The sequence below is a fragment of the Stenotrophomonas sp. YJH_SMC_130 genome (genome assembly GCF_059369035.1).
Window position 1 is genome coordinate 14022 of record NZ_JCAFSH010000020.1, and the last position, 16360, is coordinate 30381.

Below are 16360 nucleotides of genomic sequence, written 5' to 3' on the forward strand. Positions count from 1 at the left end.
AAATGTCGTCCAATGGCCAGCAGCTTATCGCAAGCAACTGAACAATGACCCTGTGGGTGCTCGGACTGAATCACCAGACCGCACCGGTGGAGCTGCGCGAGCGCGCGGCCTTCGCCGGTGAGGCGTTGCCGCGTGCGCTGGGCTCGCTGCGCGATACCCCGCAGATCGCCGAGGCGGTCCTGCTGTCCACCTGCAACCGCACCGAGCTGTACGCCGTGGCCGAGTCGGCACAGGCGCTGGACCAGTGGCTGCGCAGCCAGGCCGGTGACCTGCAGGGTTATCTGTACCAGCATGCCGATGCCGAGGCTGTGCGCCACCTGTTCCGGGTCGCCACCGGGCTGGATTCGATGGTGCTGGGCGAACCGCAGATCCTCGGCCAGGTGAAGGACGCCTGGTCGACCGCGCGCGACCATGGCCTGCTCGGCCAGCGCCTGGACCGCCTGTTCCAGCAGACCTTCTCGGTGGCCAAGCGGGCGCGCACCGATACCCAGGTCGGTGCCAACCCGGTATCGGTGGCGTCGGCCGCGGTGCGCCTGGCGCAGAACGCGTTCGCCCGGCTGGACGACTCCACCGTGCTGCTGGTCGGTGCCGGCGAGACCATCGAGCTGGCTGCACGGCACCTGAGCGAAGGCAAGGTGCGGCGGCTGCTGATCGCCAACCGCACCCTGGCCCACGCGCAGGAACTGGCCAGCCGCCACGGCGGCGTGGCCCTGCCGCTGACCGAACTGGACCGCCACCTGGGCGAGGCCGACGTGGTGTTCTCGGCCACCGCCGCGCGCGAGCCGGTGATCCATCGCGAGATGGTGGCCAAGGCCCTGCGCGCCCGCCGGCACAAGCCGATGCTGCTGTTCGACCTGGCCGTTCCGCGCGACATCGAAGCCGAGGTCGGCACGCTCAACGATGCCTTCCTCTACACCGTCGATGACCTGGAACGCGCGGTGGAAGACAACCGCCGTGGCCGCCGCGAGGCCGCCGCCGAAGCCGAGGCGATCATCGACCTGCAGGTATCGCGTTACGTCGAGACCCAGCAGGCCAGTGCCCATCAGGCGCCTTTGCGGCAGCTGCGTGCGTTCGGCGAGGCCACCCGCGCCGAGTTGCTTGAGCGCGCACGCCAGCAGCTGGCCAACGGCAAGCCCGCCGACGAAGTGCTGGAACTGCTGGCGCACGGCCTGACCAACCGCCTGCTGCATCCGCCGACCGCCGCACTGCGCGCCGCCGCGCTGAGTGGCGATGCCGACCTGACCCGCGCCGCCGCGCGCCTGTTCCCGGCCACGCCGGGCTACCGCCACCCACCCGTGAGACCCGATGACGCCGACCCTGCGCCGTAAGCTGGAAGCGCTGGCCGAGCGCCGCGAAGAACTGGAACGCCTGCTCGCCGAACCCGATGTGGTCGCCGACAACACCCGTTTCCGCGACCTTTCGCGCGAATTCGCCCAACTGGAGCCGGTCGCTGCCGCGCTCGCCGATGAAGCCCGTGCCAAGGCCGACCTGGCCGCCGCCGAAGGCATGCGCGCCGACCCCGACCTGCGCGAGCTGGCCGACGAGGAAATCGCTGCTGCACAGGCGCGCCTGCAGGAACTGGAGCAGGAGCTGGCGCTGCTGCTGGTGCCGCGCGATCCGCGCGACGAAGGCAACCTGTTCCTGGAAGTGCGCGCCGGCACCGGCGGCGACGAAGCCGCGATCTTCGCCGGCGACCTGTTCCGCATGTACGCCCGCTATGCCGAGCGCCAGGGCTGGAAGGTCGAGATCGAATCGGACAACCCCGGCGAGCATGGCGGCTACAAGGAAGTGGTGGCGCGTGTGGTCGGCCGTGGTGCGTTCTCGCGCCTGAAGTTCGAATCGGGCACGCACCGCGTGCAGCGCGTGCCGGCCACCGAATCGCAGGGCCGCATCCATACCTCGGCCGCGACCGTGGCAATCATTCCCGAGGCCGACGAAGTCGATGACATCGTCATCAACCCGGCCGACCTGAAGGTGGATACGTTCCGCTCGTCCGGTGCCGGTGGCCAGCACGTCAACAAGACCGAGTCCGCGATCCGCATCACCCACGTGCCAACCGGCGTGGTGGTGGAGTGCCAGACCGAGCGCAGCCAGCACGCCAACCGCGACAAGGCGATGAAGCGCCTGAAGGCGCAGCTGCTCGATGCCGAGCGCCAGCGCCAGGACGCGGCACAGGCCGAGTCGAGGCGCCTGCAGGTCGGCAGCGGCGATCGCAGCCAGCGCATCCGCACCTACAACTTCCCGCAGGGCCGGATCACCGACCACCGCGTGGAAGGCCTGACGTTGTACGACCTGCCCAACATCCTGGCCGGTGACCTCGACCCGCTGCTGCAGCGGCTCAGCCACGAACACCAGGTCGACGCCCTGGCCCAGCTGTCGGCGGGCTGAGCACGATGACGGCCTGGCAGCAGCGGCAGCACCTGCAGCAGGCGATCGCACGCCAGCCCGGCGACTTCGTCGCCTGGGTGATGCTGGCCGACCTGGAACTGGAAGCCGGCGACATCGCTGCCGGCGAGCAGGCCGCACGACGTGCCCTGCAGCTGCGCCCCAACCACCCCGAAGCGCTGGCGCGGCTGGGGCGCGTGGCGTGGATGGCCGGCGCGCACGCCGACGCGGCGAAGCTGCTCGGCCAGGCCTCGGCATTGGCCCCGCAGCACCCGGGCATCGCGTTGTGGCTGGGCCACGCGCTGGAAGATGCCGATGACGCCGAAGGGGCGGCGACGGCCTATCGCCGCGCGCATGCGCTGATGCCGGGCGAACCCTACATCGCGGCCCAGCGCCTGGCCTGGCAGCGCCGCCTGTGCGACTGGCAGGACGTGGACACGCTGGCTGCGCAGGTGCGCAACGCGCTCGCCGCGGGTCAGGGCGCGGTGGAACCCTTCGCCTTCCTCAACGAAGACGCCAGCGCTGCGGAGCAGTTGGCCTGTGCGCGCGCACGCGCCGCGGTCGTTGCGTCGGCGGTGCGCCCCCTTCCTGCAGTGAAGGTTCGCGAGCACGGCGCGTTGCGCGTCGGCTTCCTCTCCAATGGCTTCGGCGCCCATCCCACCGGGCTGCTGACCGTGGCCCTGCTCGAACACCTGCGCCCTGACCCGGCGCTGCAGCTGCACCTGTTCGCGCTGAACCGCGCCGATGGCAGCCGCATCCGCGAACGCCTGCAGGCTGCGGCCCGCCTGCATGACGTGGCCGCACTGCGGCATGCCGACATCGCGGCCCGCATCCGTGCACAGGGCATCGACCTGCTGTTCGACCTGCGCGGCTGGGGGGGCGGCGGCACGCCCGAAGTGCTGGCCATGCGCCCGTCCCCGTTGCAGCTGAACTGGCTGGCCTACCCCGGCACATCAGGTGCGCGCTGGCTGGATGCCGTGGTCGCCGACGAATTCGTGCTGCCGGCATCGCTGGAACCTCACTTCAGCGAACGCGTCCTGCGCCTGCCACGTGCGTTCCAGCCCTCGGACAACACCCGCGTACTGGAACCGGCACCGTCCCGCGCCGAGTGCGGGCTGCCCGAACACGGCGTGGTGTTCTGCTGCTTCAACAACAGCTACAAGCTCAACCCGCGCAGCATGGGCCGCGCCTTCGCGGTGCTTCAGGCCGTGCCCGGCAGCGTGCTGTGGCTGCTGTCCGGGCCCGGCAAGGCCGATGCGCGCCTGCGTGCGGCCGCGCAGGCCGCCGGCCTGGATCCGGCGCGCCTGGTGTTCATGACCAAGCTGCCGCATCCGCAGTACCTGGCCCGCTATCAGCTGGCCGACCTGTTCCTCGACACACATCCCTACAACGCGCACACCACCGCCTCCGATGCGCTGTGGGCCGGCTGCCCGGTACTGACCTGCCCGGGCGATACCTTCGCCGCGCGCGTGGCCGGCAGCCTCAACCATCATCTGGGTCTTTCGCGGATGAACGTTGCCGACGATGCGGCGTTCATCGCCACCGCCAGCGCGCTGGGCAACAACCCGGCGGCGCTGGCAGCGTTGCGAGCCGAACTGGCGCAGGCACGCGAAGACAGTGGCCTGTTCGACATGGCCGGATTTGCCCACGACCTTTCGGCGCTGCTGCAGCATCTGGCGGGCGAACAGGGCTGGCAGGGCCTCGACATCGCCTGAGCGATCCCTGCGCTACGCTCGGGATTCCTCCCCGCGTGGTGTGACGATGGCCAAGCTCAAGCGCAAGGACTACGACGAACTGCTGCTGCCGCTGCAGCTGGAACTGACTGCAATGGCGCGCTGGGTTCAGTACAGCGGGCAACGCCTGCTGGTGCTGTTCGAAGGCCGCGATACAGCCGGCAAGGGCGGTGCGATCCAGGCCATCAGCCAGCATCTCAACCCGCGCCAATGCCGGGTGGTGGCGCTGCCCAAGCCCACCGACCGCGAAGCCACGCAGTGGTACTTCCAGCGTTACGCCGCGCATCTTCCCGCCGCCGGCGAGATCGTGCTGATGGACCGCAGCTGGTACAACCGTGCCGGTGTTGAACGGGTGATGGGTTATTGCAGCGAAACCGAGTACCAGCAGTTCCTGCGCCAGGCGCCGGTGTTCGAACAGCTGCTGGTGGACGACGGCATCCTGCTGTTCAAGTACTGGTTGTGCGTGGACCAGGAGCAGCAGGAAAAGCGCTTCGCCGAACGCCATCTCGATCCGCTGAAGGGCTGGAAGCTCTCACCGGTCGACCTGAAATCACGCAGCAAGTACAGCGCGTACACCGAGGCCCGCGAGGCGATGCTGCGTGCGACGCATCGCGAGGCGGCGCCGTGGACACTGGTGGATTTCAACGACCAGCGGCTGGGCCGGCTGACCCTGGTGCGAAACCTGCTGGACCGGTTGCCGGATACGCGGGTGGATGCACCGTTGCCGGAGCTGCCGAAGCTGAAGGGCAAGCTGCATCGCGAGCACTACGATGTGCTGAAGCCGATCGAGGACTTCCCGGTCGAGGGATAGGGTTGGTCGGCAGGGCCTGCGGCCCTGCACCTGCCGAAGCCAGAGCAACGGCAACAGCAACAGCAACGGCGGGCTTCCTGCGGGATGGCGGGGCGGGTCCGGGTGCGGGGGGCGCTGCAAGTACGTCCATGCAAGCTCGGTCGCCGCATCCATGCGGCTCACGCCCCCGCACCCGGCCCCACCCCGCCTTCGACAGATTTCCGCGATCTGTCGTTGATCCACACCATGTGTGGATGCTCTTCGAATTCAATTCGAAATATTCGATTTGTCTGGAGAATCATCCACGCATGGCGTGGATCTACCAGACATGAGGAATCTGTCAGAGGTGGGGCGGTGTCGGAGTGCGGGGTGTCAGCCGCATGGATGCGGCTGCCAAGCCTACATGGACGTACTTGCGGCGTCCCCGCACTCCGACACCGCCCCGCCATCCCACGGATAGCCCGCTGTTGCTGTTGCTTCGGCTGTTGCTGTTGCTGCCGGCCAGCGGCCGGCACTACCGCGGGTGCAGGGCCGCAGGCCCTGCCGACCAACCCACTACTTGGCAGCAGCGATCTGCTTTTCGATGTCGGCGGCGGTCACCGGGCCGAGGAACGTATGCGCCAGCTTGCCCTGCGGGTCCAGCAGATGGGTCAGCGGCAGGCCACGCGGCGTGGCGAAGTCGGCCGGCGGATCGAACGGGTCCACGATCACGATCGGATAGGTCACCGGATGCTTGGCCAGGAACGACTGCATCTCCGGCACTTCGATGTCCTCGTAAGCCAAGCCGACCACTTCGATGTTGCTGCGCATCGCATGCAGGGCCGACAGCTCGGGCATCTCCTTGCGGCACGGCGCGCACCAGGTGGCCCAGAAGTTCACCACCACCCACTTGCCGCGAAGCGCGGCCAGGTCGTAGTCGCTGCCATCCACCGCCTTCATCTTCAGCGTCGGGAACTCGGCGGTGGTGCGCTCGGCCGGGGTTTCCTCGACCGGTGCCGTGCTCGCCGTCGGCGCCTGTGCCGGCGGCTGGCTGCTGGCCGGTGCCGGCTCCTGGGCCGGTTTGCAGGCCGCCAGGGCCAGCAGCAGGGTCAACGGGAGCAGCAGCGGCAACGACGTGTTGCGGGTCATGGGGTCTCTCCAGAGTCGGTATAGATATCACTGACCTTGCGCTTCAGGCGTTCGCGCAGGGGCAGTCGCAGGTCATCCAGCGCCGCCAAGGCGGCACGGCCCAGGCTGTCGTCGCGATACGGCAGGTGCTGCTCGGCTACCGGGATGCGCAGCTGGGTGCATTCGTACAGATCGGCCAGGCTGACCTGGTCCAGGTCGCGCGACAGCAGCCACTCGCCGCGCTCATCGCGGCGCAGCAGGTCGATCTCCTGCAGGTTGCAGATCAGGTCCTGCAGCAGTGAATCGGTCAGCATCGGCTCCAGCCGCAGGATTTCGTCATCGGCCAGGCCTTTGCCCTTGGCCCGTGCATGCTGGAAGCGGCCAAGCAGGCGCAGCAGCCCATAGAACTCGTACCCCTGTGGCAGGCGCAGCTCGACCGGCTGGTAGCGGAAGGCGGCCATCGAGGAGGCCAGCGACGCACCCAGCAGCACCGCCACCCAGCACAGGTAGATCCACAGCAGCAGGATCGGCACGAAGGCGACCGTGCCATACAGCTTCTGGTAGGACTGGAAGCTGCCCAGATACGCGCCGATGCCCCACTTCACCAGTTCAAGGATGACCGCCGCCAGGATCGCGCCGGGCACGGCATGCCGCCATTTCACCGTGTGGTGCGGTACCACGCGGAACATCAGCGTGATGCAGACGAACTCGATCAGGATCGGTGCCAGCCGCAGCGCCAGTTCGGCCAGCCAACGGCCCTCCTGGGTACCGAACAACGGCATCGCGAACACCCTCGCCGATACTGCCAGCGACGCGGCGGCAAGCATCGCGCCCAGGGTCAGCACGGTCCAGTAGACCAGGAAGCGGGTCAGCTTGGGCCGGCTCGAGCCGACCCGCCAGATCTGGTTGAAGGTCTCTTCCACGCTGTTGAGCGTGATCAGCAGTGAAGCGACCAGTGCGATGAAGCCGGCGGCCGTCAGCTGGCCGGCACTGGCCGAAAACTGCCGCAGGTAACCCTCGGCCGCGCGCGCAGCGGAGGGCACGAAGTTGGAGAAGACGTAGTCGCTGAGCTGGTCGCTCCAGCGGTCGAAAACGGGGAAGGCCGAGAGCACGCCGAACACCACGATGGCCAGCGGCACCAGCGCGAACACCGTGGTGTACGCCAGCGCCGCCGCTGCCTGGAACAGGCGGTCGTCGAGGAAGCGATGCCACAGGAAGCGGCCGAAACTGATGGCCCGTGCGCGATCCCGCGCGCGCTCCATCCACAGGTTGAGCGTATCCAAAGGTTCCATCGGTGGAAGGGTACCCGATGCGGAATGCTCGCAGGATAGCCATACTGGTGACCACACGACGAGGAGAAGCGGGCACGATGGGCGAGATTCTGGTGCTGTATTACAGCCGGGGCGGTTCGGTGGCACGGCTGGCGCGCCAGATCGCGCGGGGCATCGGCGAAGTGCCGGGCATGACCGCGCGCCTGCGCACGGTGCCGCCGGTGGCCGCAGTGACCCAGACCGCGCAGCCGCCGGTACCCGACGATGGCGCCCCCTATGTAAGCGTGCAGGACCTGGTCGAATGCCAGGGCCTGCTGCTCGGCAGTCCGACCCGCTTCGGCAACATGGCCGCGCCGGTGAAGCATTTCCTGGATGGGCTGGGCGCCGAATGGGTCAATGGCACCCTCTCCGGCAAGCCGGCCGGCGTGTTCACGTCCACCGCATCCATGCATGGCGGGCAGGAATCGACCCTGCTGTCGATGCAGGTGCCGCTGCTGCACCATGGCTGCGTGATCGTCGGCATTCCGTTCACGGAACCGGCGCTGAGCCATACCACCAGTGGCGGCACACCCTATGGCGCCAGCCACGTCGCCGGTGCCGCCGACGACCCGCAGCCGACCGACGACGAAGCCGTGCTGGCGCGCGCGCTGGGGCGTCGGGTGGCCGGCATCGCGCAGCGGTTGGCCCGATGACCGCCGCGCCGCGCACGGTCCTGCTGCTGGCCCTGATGGGGCTGGCCGCGCTGTTCGCCGGCTGGTTCATCAATGACAAGCACTGGCTGGCGACCCAGCTGGTGTTCACCGCGCCGCCGCTGGCGCTGGCCATCGCCGTGCGCCTGGGCTGGCGCAAGGCCGGTTTCTGGGCCTCGGTGCTGGCGCTGGGCTGGTTCAGCCACGGCGTGATGAGCGCCTGGAGCCATCCGGAAACGCGCTGGCTGGCGCTGATCGAGATCGCGCTGGCCCTGCTGGTGATCTTCAGCGCCAGCCTGCCCGGCCTGCGCGCCCGCTTCGGCAAGCAACGCTGACGCTGCGCCCGCTGGGCCGTATCATCTGCATTCCTGGCCCCGCGCCGCAGTACCTGTCCTGGTTTCGCGCATGCACATGATGGAAGAGCTCCTGGTCGTCACCACCGGTGGCACGATCGACAAGATCTACTTCGACGACAAGTCGGACTACCAGATCGGCGATCCGCAGATCGGCATGATCCTGCGCGAGCTGGGCGTGACGTTCCGCTTCAACGTGATTCCGATCCTGCGCAAGGATTCGCTGCACATCAACGATGAGGACCGCGAGCTGATCCGCGCCACCATCGCCGCGCAGCCGACCCGGCACGTCCTGGTGACCCACGGCACCGACTCGATGGTGCAGACCGGCAAGGTGCTGGCGACGATCCCGGACAAGACCATCGTGATGACCGGTGCACTGAGCCCGGCACGCTTCCGCGGCTCGGATGCCGAGTTCAACATCGGCTGTGCGATCGGTGCGGTGCAGTCGTTGCCGAGCGGCGTGTACATCGCGATGAACGGGCGGATCTTCGACCCGCAGCACGTGCGCAAGAACGTGGCCGCGAACCGCTTCGAGTCGGTCTGAGGAACCGCGTGCCGACCAAGCTCGGCACCTGCCAGAGCGCTGCCCTTGTAGTGCCGAGCCATGCTCGGCAACCGCGTGCCAGCGCGGCACAACGGTCCGCAGCCAGAGCAGCCGAGCATGGGCTCGGCCCCACAGAAGCAAGAACGCCCCGGCCGAAGCCAGGGCGTGCCCTTGGAGAGGGACTTGGGCTCAGTACTGGGCGTTGAGGGTCACGCCCGAGAAGGTGCTGTAGGCCTTCACCCGCACATACCACGTGCCAGCGGCAGGGCTGTTGATGGTGCAGGTCTCGCTGTTGCCACTCAGGTACGGACGGCAGGTGTAGCTGGTATCGGTCGGGGCACTGCCCTGGCGCACGTACAGGTCGGCATCGCCGCTGCCGCCACTGATCGTCACGCGCAGCTGGCTGCTACCGGCCGGAACGGCGACGGTGTAGTTCAGCTCGGCACCGGTCGCGGCGCCCAGGCCGGTCACCGGCACGTTGTTCTGCAGCACGTTGCCACCCGGGTTCGGGTTGCCACCGCCGTTGATCGCCGCATCCACGGCCGCGTTGGCGTCGACGATGCCGGCGCCGCAGCCACCCGAGCAGGCGCCCGGCAGCGGGCGTGCAGTGCTCTTGATGATGCTTTCGACCTGTGCCGGACTCAGTGCGCTCGGCGCCACCGACTGCATCAGCGCAACCACGCCGGCCACGTGCGGCGCCGCCATCGAGGTGCCGTTGTAGGACGCATAGGTGGCGCTGCCCGGCGTGGTGGTGCCGGTGTTGAGGGTGGACAGGATGCTCTGGCCCGGGCCGGAAATGTCGATGCCGGCGCCGTAGTTGGAGAAGCTGGCACGCGCACCGGCCGAGGTCGTGGCCGCCACCGCGATCACGTTCGCGCAGTTGGCCGGCACCGACGAGGACACGTTGGTGTTGCTGTTGCCGGCGGCGACCACCACGGTGGTGCCACGGCTGACCGCGCCGTTGATGGCGTTCTGGTAGGTGGCCGAGCAGGTGCCGCCACCACCCAGCGACATGTTGATGACCTCGGCCGGGTTGGCGTTGGCCGGCACGCCACTGACGGTGCCGCCAGAGGCCCACACGATCGCGTCGGCGATGTCGGAGGTGTAACCGCCGCACTTGCCCAGCACGCGCACCGGGACGACCTTGGCATTGAACGCAGTACCGGCCACGCCGGTGCTGTTGTTGGTCACCGCCGCCACGGTGCCGGCGACGTGGGTACCGTGCCAGCTGGAGTTGGAGGCCGGGATGCCCGAGCCGCACTCGTTGGCGCCGTACCAGTCGCCCTCGTCATTCGGGTTGTTGTCGCGGCCACCGCCATCGCGCGCCATCGCGGCATCGCTGATGAAGTCATAGCCAGGCAGGATGTTGGCGTTGAGATCGGGATGGTTGGTGATGCCGGTATCGATCACGGCCACCACCACGCCGGTGCCGGTGGCCTTGTCCCAGGCCGGCCGCACGTTGATCGACGCGTTGGAGGTACCGAAGCCCCACTGCTCGCTGAAGCGGGTGTCATTCGGGGTCAGCGTCGCACGCATGATCTGGTCGACTTCGACGTATTCCACGTTCGGGTCGGCGGCGAGCTTGCGCATCAGCAGCTCGGATTCGGCCTGGTCAAGCGGGCGATCGGTCCTGACCAGGGTCGGGCCAACGGCCAGCTTGCGGACCTCCTGCAGGCCCAGCGCGCGGCCCTGGCTGCTGGCCAGGCCGGCGGCGGCAGTCTTCAGCGAAGAGGCCAGTGCGGTGGTGTTGGCCACCGGCGCACTGCCGTCGCGGTACTTCACGATGAAGCGCTGGTGCGTCGGCGCGGACTGCAGGCCGCTGAGCTGGACGTCACCGGCCAGCGCAGGCGTGGCCAGCAGCAGCGATGACAGAACGGACGCACCAAGGACCACCCACACTCGACGCACACGCGGTTGCGTTACCTGGGACATCAGTATTTCCCTTTCTTGTGGTGTGAATGCCGGAATCGGCAGAAGCACCGGCCCGAACCCTGGGCTGGCTTGCGTTGGCGAGGTTCGAAGTCCGATGAGTCAGCGGATCCCCCTAACGATCCGCCGTACATATGACGCTAATGGCCGAAACCGGACACCACAAGATTTTCAGCGTCTTTTCAGCAAGATGAAATGTTCGTTCTGAGACTTTTAGGGTCAAGGGTTTGTGAAGGTGAAGGAACTTCCTCGTGTCCTGCACAGACCTGACCGGGTCGTCACGTGTCCTGGAATGACTTTGCCGACATCGGCGTTCGGCCCCGGGCCCACAACGCAGAAAACCCGTCACGGGGACGGGCTTTCCGGAAGAGCAGCCGAGCGTCGGCTCGGCTCTACAGTTCAGCGTTGGGCGATCAGCCCAGCTTGACCAGCCAGTTGTGGCGGTCCGGCAGGCGGCCGTACTGGATATCGGTCAGTTCCTTGCGCAGCGACATGGTCACTTCGCCGGCCGGCGCGTTGATGTCGCCCACCGAGAAGCCCTCGCCCTTCAGCTGGCCGATCGGAGTGACCACCGCGGCGGTGCCACAGGCAAACACTTCGCTGATCGCACCGGAGGCAACGCCGTCCTTCCACTCGTCGATGCTGACCTTGCGTTCTTCGACCTTCATGCCACGGTCGCGGGCCAGCTGCAGGATGCTCTCGCGGGTGATGCCCTCGAGGATGCTGCCCGACAGTTCCGGGGTGACCAGCGTGCCGTCCTTGTAGACCAGGAACACGTTCATGCCGCCCAGTTCTTCCAGGTACTTGCCTTCGACCGGGTCGAGGAACAGTACCTGCGAGCAGCCCTGCGCCTGCGCCTTCTGCTGCGGGAGCAGCGAGGCGGCGTAGTTGCCACCGCACTTGGCGGCACCGGTGCCGCCCTTGGCCGCACGCGCGTACTCGGTGGACAGCCAGATCGACACCGGGGCAACACCCTTGGCGAAGTACGGGCCGGCCGGGCTGGCGATGACGTAGTAGCCGGCCTTGTGCGCGCCGCGCACGCCGAGGAAGGCCTCATCGCCGATCATGAACGGGCGGAAATACAGGCTCGACTCATCGGCCGAAGGCACCCAGTCACTGTCGACGGCGATCAGCTGCTTCAGCGATTCGACGAAGATCTCCACCGGCAGTTCCGGCAACGCCAGGCGCTGCGCCGAACGCTGCAGGCGACGGCCGTTGGCATCCGGGCGGAAGGTCCAGATCGAACCGTCGGCATGACGGTAGGCCTTGATGCCTTCGAAGATTTCCTGGCCGTAATGCAGCACGGCGGCGGCCGGGTCCAGCTGCAGCGGGCCGTAGGCGCGCACGTTGGCGTTGTGCCAGCCGGCATCCTTGTCCCAGCGCACTTCCACCATGTGGTCGGTGAAGTGCAGGCCGAAGCCCGGCTTCTCCAGGATCTGGGCGCGCTCTTCAGCGCTGCGCGGGTGGTCCGAACGGGTGACGGCGAAGCTGGGAATGGACTGGGACACCGGAGATTTCCTGTTCTGGTTGCGGGTAATGCCGGGCCCGCGTCACTGCGGGCCGTGGGTCAAAGCATGCCGGTCTCGAGCCGGGCCGCCTCGGACATCATGTGCTGGTTCCACGGCGGGTCGAACACCAGGTCGACGTCGGCCTCGGCCACCGTCGGGATCATTTCAAGCTTGCTGCGCACGTCGTCGACCAGGATCTCGCCCATGCCGCAGCCCGGGGCGGTCAGGGTCATCTTCACGTCGATCTCGCGCTTGCCCTCATCCAGGTGCTTGATCTCGACTTCATAGACCAGGCCCAGTTCCACGATGTTGACCGGAATTTCCGGATCGAAGCAGGTGCGCAGCTGCTGCCACACCAGCTGCTCCACCTGTTCATCGGTGGCGTCGGCCGGCAGCTCGAGCGGCGCCGGTGCCTCCTTGCCGATGGCATCGCCGTCCTTGCCGGCGATGCGGAACAGGTTGCCCTCGACGAACACCGAATAACTGCCGCCCAGCGCCTGGGTGATGTACCCATAGCTGCCGGCGGGCAGGGTCACGGTGTCGCCCTGCGGGACCATCACGGCCTCGCAATCGCGTTCGAAGTGGACAGGTTCGCTGCTACGGGAATACATGGGGACCGATATGGGGCCGTGGCCGAGGCCACGCAAGACGGCATTCTAGCCCAGCCGCCCCCGCACCGCCGGTGCACTGCGGCAAACCACAGTATCCTGTGGGTGATCTTCTGGGAGCTTCGATGTCCTCCAATGCCGCGCGTGCCAGGACCGTGACCTGGCTCTGGCCCCTCATGCTGCTGCTGGGCCTGTTTGTCGCTCCCCTCGCCTGGATGGTCCTGGCGCTGATGACCGGCCGGCAGGTCGGCTGGATGGCGGTGCTGGCCGCCCTGGAACTGGTGTTCATGCTGCGCCTGGGCACGCTGGGCCCAGGCCGGCTGCGCGTCGCCCTGGTCGTGCTCGGCACCCTGCTGGTGGCCGCCGTGGCCAACTGGGCCATCGCCAGCGCCTGGATGGGCGGCTCGATCGGCCTGGATCTGTGGGACGCCACGATGCGGATGGGCCCGCACCTGGCCTGGACCCTGATCACCCTCGCCAATGGCGCAATGGAATGGCTGTGGCTGGCCCTGGGCGTGGCCGTGGGCGCCTGGCTGGCGCGCTGAGCGCGCAGATTCACGCCACGCGTGGATGAGGGTAGCGCCGGGCCATGCCCGGCGAGCGCAGCGGTCCGCACGAAACGCCGCCGGGCATGGCCCGGCGCTACCGGTACGGCCTCAATGCCCGCCGTCGAGCGCCTTCAGCTCGCTCACCAGCGAGGCCGCCGCTTCGGCGCCGTCGCCATAGAGCATGCGGGTGTTGTCGGCGTAGAACAGCGCATTCTCGATGCCGGCAAAACCGGTGCCCTTGCCGCGCTTGATCACCACCACGTTGCGCGCGTTGACCACGTCCAGCACCGGCATGCCGTAGATCGGGCTGGCCGGGTCGGTCCGCGCCACCGGATTGACCACGTCGTTGGCACCGATCACCAGCACCACGTCGGTATTGGCGAATTCGGGGTTGATGTCGTCCATGTCGGCGATCAGGTCGTAGGGCACGCCGGCCTCGGCCAGCAGCACGTTCATGTGCCCGGGCATGCGCCCGGCCACCGGGTGGATCGCGAACTTCACTTTCACGCCACGCTGGCCCAGCCGCTGCGCCAGTTCCCAGATCTTGTGCTGGGCCTGCGCCACCGCCATGCCGTAGCCGGGCACGATCACCACGCGCTCGGCAAAGGCCATCATCGCCGCGACGTCCGACGCTTCGATGGGCTTCTGCGCGCCGGTGATCGCCTGTGCCTCGCCTCCGGCACCGCCGCCGAAGTTGGAGAAAAGCACGTTGCGGATCGGCCGGTTCATTGCCTTGGCCATCAACCGGGTCAGCAGGATGCCGGCCGCGCCGACCATCATGCCGGCGATGATCAGCGCCTCATTGCCCAGCACATAACCTTCGAAGGACACCGCCAGGCCGGTGAATGCGTTGTACAGCGAGATCACCACCGGCATGTCGGCGCCACCGATCGGCAGCGTCATCAGCACGCCCAGCGCCAGTGCCAGCACGAAGAAGGCGACGATTGCCGAGGTGTTGAGCGTGCTCGCGGCGATGATCGCCAGCACCACCACCGCCAGTGCCACCAGCAGGTTCATCACCTGCTGGCCGGGCCAGGTCACGCGCTTGTCCAGGCGCCCATCCAGCTTGGCCCAGGCGATCACCGAGCCGGACAGCGACACCGCACCGATCGCCGCGCCGACCACCGCCAGCAGCAGCACCATGCCCGACGGCTGCCGTGCGGCCAGGTCGGCCAGCGCCTGCTCGCTCCAATGGCGGGTATCGCGGTTGGCAAGGAAGGCATAGCGCAGCAGTTCCACCGCACCGATCGCCGCCGCCGAGCCACCGCCCATGCCGTTGTACAACGCCACCATCTGCGGCATGTCGGTGATGGCCACCTTGCCGGCCGACCACCAGGCCAGGCCCGCGCCCAGCAGCAGTGCGACCAGGATCAGCGGCACGTTGTGCAGTTCAGGCAGGAAGAAGGTCGCCACCGTGGCCAGCAGCATGCCCAGCCCGGCCCAGCGGATGCCGCTGCGCGCGGTCAGCGGCGAAGCCATGCGCTGCAGACCCAGCAGGAACAGCGTGGCGGCGACGAGGTAGCTGGCCTTGACCAGCCAGTCGAGCAGTTCGACGGTGCTGATGTTCAAGCCTGTGGCTCCTTCGGTTCGTCCCTGCCGCCCTTGGGCGCGCTCGGCTTGAACATCTCCAGCATGCGCGCGGTGACCACGTAGCCACCGGCGGCATTGCCGGCACCGAGCACCACGGCAAGGAAGCCCAGCGCCTTTTCCAGCGGCGTCTGCGCGTGCCCCAGCACCACCATCGCGCCGATCAGCACGATGCCGTGGATGAAGTTGGAACCCGACATCAGCGGGGTATGCAGGATCACCGGCACCCGCGAAATGATCACGTGGCCGGCGATGGCCGCCAGCATGAAGATGTACAGCGCTACGAACCCGTCACTCACTGGCAACGCTCCCGCTCTGTCTTCGTCGGCCCATCATAACCACGGGCTGAACCCGGCGCGCACCCGGCGTCAACCGCGGCGACGCTCACGCGTTGTCGATGGTGAGCCCGAGCGAGGAACCGTACCCTGTGCTGGTGAGCAGCCCCGTCCCCCCGAGCGCCGACACCGATGCCCTGCCGGCATCGCTGGAGGCGTTCCTGGCCAGCGTCGGCCCGCGCGCGTTCCGTTTCGCCGAGGCCGGCCTGCGCCAGCGCGAAGACGCCATGGACGCGGTGCAGGACGCGCTGATGCGCATGCTGGACTACGCCGACAAGCCGGCGGCCGAATGGGCGCCCCTGTTCTGGAGCATCCTGCGCCGCCGCGTGATCGACCTGCAGCGCCGGCGCCGTTTCCGCCTGCCGTTCTGGCGCGACAACCAGGACGCCGACGGAGTCGGGATCGACTGGGCCGACCCCGGCCCGGACCCGGCGCAGGCGCACGAACAGCGCCAGCAGTACCAGCAACTGGTGCAGGCGCTGCGTACCCTGCCCGCACGCCAGCGCGAGGCCTTCACCCTGCGCGTGCTGCAGGACCTGGACGGGGCCACCACCGCCCGCGCCATGGGCTGCAGCGAAGGCGCGGTAAAAACCCATCTGGCACGCGCCCGGCAGGCGCTGCAGGACTACCTGGAGACCCACCCGTGAACCGCTCCCTGCCTTCCGATGACACCCTGCGCGACCTGCACGCGCAGTCGCTGCAGGCGCTGTCGCCGGCCACGCTGGCACGGCTGCGCCTGGCGCGCCACGGCGCCAGCGCGGCCCGTCACGGGCGCTGGCGCTGGTGGCTGGCCAGCGCCTGCTCTCTGGTGGTGGCGCTGGGGATCGGCCTGCAGTTCAGCGGCCACAGCCCCCTGTCGCCCGCCGTGCCGGCACCGGTGCTGGCCTCGGTGGAAGACAACAGCGCCCTGTACGACGAAAATCCCGATCTGTACCTGTGGCTGGGCGATACCGACCTGGCGATGGAGTGA

At 68.1% G+C, this 16360-nt stretch carries 17 protein-coding genes; 10 read left to right on the forward strand and 7 right to left on the reverse strand.

Annotation, left to right across the window (positions count from 1 at the left end):
- Window positions 1–44: 44 nt before the first annotated feature.
- The 4 genes from hemA to ppk2 are packed head-to-tail and all read left to right on the forward strand — an operon-like array spanning window position 45 to window position 4929.
- Entirely contained in the window at window positions 45–1328 is a 1284-nt protein-coding gene (gene hemA, locus AC5P5V_RS16165; RefSeq protein WP_231352561.1) for a glutamyl-tRNA reductase, read from the forward strand.
- Window positions 1306–2388: a peptide chain release factor 1 gene (prfA, locus tag AC5P5V_RS16170; protein WP_005415394.1), complete on the forward strand. Its 1083-nt coding sequence runs from the start codon at window positions 1306–1308 to the stop codon at window positions 2386–2388. The genes hemA and prfA overlap by 23 nt, the downstream gene beginning before the upstream one ends.
- A gap of 5 nt (window positions 2389–2393) precedes the next feature.
- Window positions 2394–4100 carry an O-linked N-acetylglucosamine transferase, SPINDLY family protein gene (locus AC5P5V_RS16175; RefSeq protein ID WP_231352560.1) on the forward strand — a complete coding sequence of 569 codons (1707 nt, stop codon included), beginning with the start codon at window positions 2394–2396 and terminating at the stop codon, window positions 4098–4100.
- Between the two features lie 46 nt (window positions 4101–4146).
- Complete coding sequence (gene ppk2, locus AC5P5V_RS16180; protein WP_049439764.1) at window positions 4147–4929, forward strand: polyphosphate kinase 2; 783 nt, start codon at window positions 4147–4149, stop codon at window positions 4927–4929.
- Between the two features lie 534 nt (window positions 4930–5463).
- On the opposite strand, the gene AC5P5V_RS16185 is transcribed toward ppk2, so the two are convergent.
- Entirely contained in the window at window positions 5464–6036 is a 573-nt protein-coding gene (locus tag AC5P5V_RS16185) for a TlpA family protein disulfide reductase (protein WP_495215953.1), read from the reverse strand.
- Window positions 6033–7307, reverse strand: coding sequence for a YihY family inner membrane protein (locus AC5P5V_RS16190; protein WP_154350266.1), 1275 nt, complete (start codon window positions 7305–7307; stop codon window positions 6033–6035). The genes AC5P5V_RS16185 and AC5P5V_RS16190 overlap by 4 nt, the downstream gene beginning before the upstream one ends.
- 77 nt (window positions 7308–7384) lie before the next feature.
- Between AC5P5V_RS16190 and wrbA the strand changes: the two genes are divergently transcribed.
- The 3 genes from wrbA (at window position 7385) to AC5P5V_RS16205 (ending at window position 8875) form a co-directional block, all read left to right on the forward strand.
- A complete protein-coding gene (gene wrbA, locus AC5P5V_RS16195; RefSeq protein ID WP_049438254.1) occupies window positions 7385–7978 on the forward strand; it encodes an NAD(P)H:quinone oxidoreductase in 594 nt (197 codons plus the stop codon).
- Window positions 7975–8310: a DUF2069 domain-containing protein gene (locus tag AC5P5V_RS16200; protein ID WP_164262196.1), complete on the forward strand. Its 336-nt coding sequence runs from the start codon at window positions 7975–7977 to the stop codon at window positions 8308–8310. Before wrbA ends, AC5P5V_RS16200 begins: the two co-directional genes overlap by 4 nt.
- A 79-nt stretch (window positions 8311–8389) precedes the next feature.
- The gene (locus AC5P5V_RS16205) at window positions 8390–8875 is read left to right on the forward strand and encodes an asparaginase domain-containing protein (protein ID WP_010481766.1); all 486 of its coding nucleotides are present in this window, start codon (window positions 8390–8392) and stop codon (window positions 8873–8875) included.
- A gap of 189 nt (window positions 8876–9064) precedes the next feature.
- On the opposite strand, the gene AC5P5V_RS16210 is transcribed toward AC5P5V_RS16205, so the two are convergent.
- From AC5P5V_RS16210 to sufT, 3 genes are all read right to left on the reverse strand, one after another.
- Window positions 9065–10807, reverse strand: a complete 1743-nt coding sequence (locus AC5P5V_RS16210) for a S8 family peptidase (RefSeq protein WP_061480116.1) — start codon at window positions 10805–10807, stop codon at window positions 9065–9067.
- 410 nt (window positions 10808–11217) lie between these two features.
- Window positions 11218–12312 (reverse strand): branched-chain amino acid aminotransferase, encoded by a 1095-nt coding sequence (locus AC5P5V_RS16215; protein ID WP_061480117.1) that lies wholly within the window; start codon window positions 12310–12312, stop codon window positions 11218–11220.
- A gap of 59 nt (window positions 12313–12371) precedes the next feature.
- A complete protein-coding gene (sufT, locus tag AC5P5V_RS16220; protein WP_005415385.1) occupies window positions 12372–12923 on the reverse strand; it encodes a putative Fe-S cluster assembly protein SufT in 552 nt (183 codons plus the stop codon).
- 122 nt (window positions 12924–13045) lie between these two features.
- On the opposite strand from sufT, the gene AC5P5V_RS16225 reads away from it, so the two are divergent.
- The gene (locus AC5P5V_RS16225; RefSeq protein WP_061480118.1) at window positions 13046–13465 is read left to right on the forward strand and encodes a hypothetical protein; all 420 of its coding nucleotides are present in this window, start codon (window positions 13046–13048) and stop codon (window positions 13463–13465) included.
- Between the two features lie 111 nt (window positions 13466–13576).
- Here the strand turns inward: AC5P5V_RS16225 and AC5P5V_RS16230 are convergent, their stop codons facing one another.
- Complete coding sequence (locus tag AC5P5V_RS16230) at window positions 13577–15037, reverse strand: NAD(P)(+) transhydrogenase (Re/Si-specific) subunit beta (RefSeq protein ID WP_134969499.1); 1461 nt, start codon at window positions 15035–15037, stop codon at window positions 13577–13579.
- Window positions 15034–15354 (reverse strand): NAD(P) transhydrogenase subunit alpha part 2, encoded by a 321-nt coding sequence (locus tag AC5P5V_RS16235; RefSeq protein WP_005415382.1) that lies wholly within the window; start codon window positions 15352–15354, stop codon window positions 15034–15036. Before AC5P5V_RS16235 ends, AC5P5V_RS16230 begins: the two co-directional genes overlap by 4 nt.
- A 98-nt stretch (window positions 15355–15452) precedes the next feature.
- Between AC5P5V_RS16235 and AC5P5V_RS16240 the strand changes: the two genes are divergently transcribed.
- The gene (locus tag AC5P5V_RS16240; RefSeq protein WP_082783364.1) at window positions 15453–16037 is read left to right on the forward strand and encodes an RNA polymerase sigma factor; all 585 of its coding nucleotides are present in this window, start codon (window positions 15453–15455) and stop codon (window positions 16035–16037) included.
- A complete protein-coding gene (locus tag AC5P5V_RS16245) occupies window positions 16034–16360 on the forward strand; it encodes a hypothetical protein (protein WP_111201058.1) in 327 nt (108 codons plus the stop codon). The genes AC5P5V_RS16240 and AC5P5V_RS16245 overlap by 4 nt, the downstream gene beginning before the upstream one ends.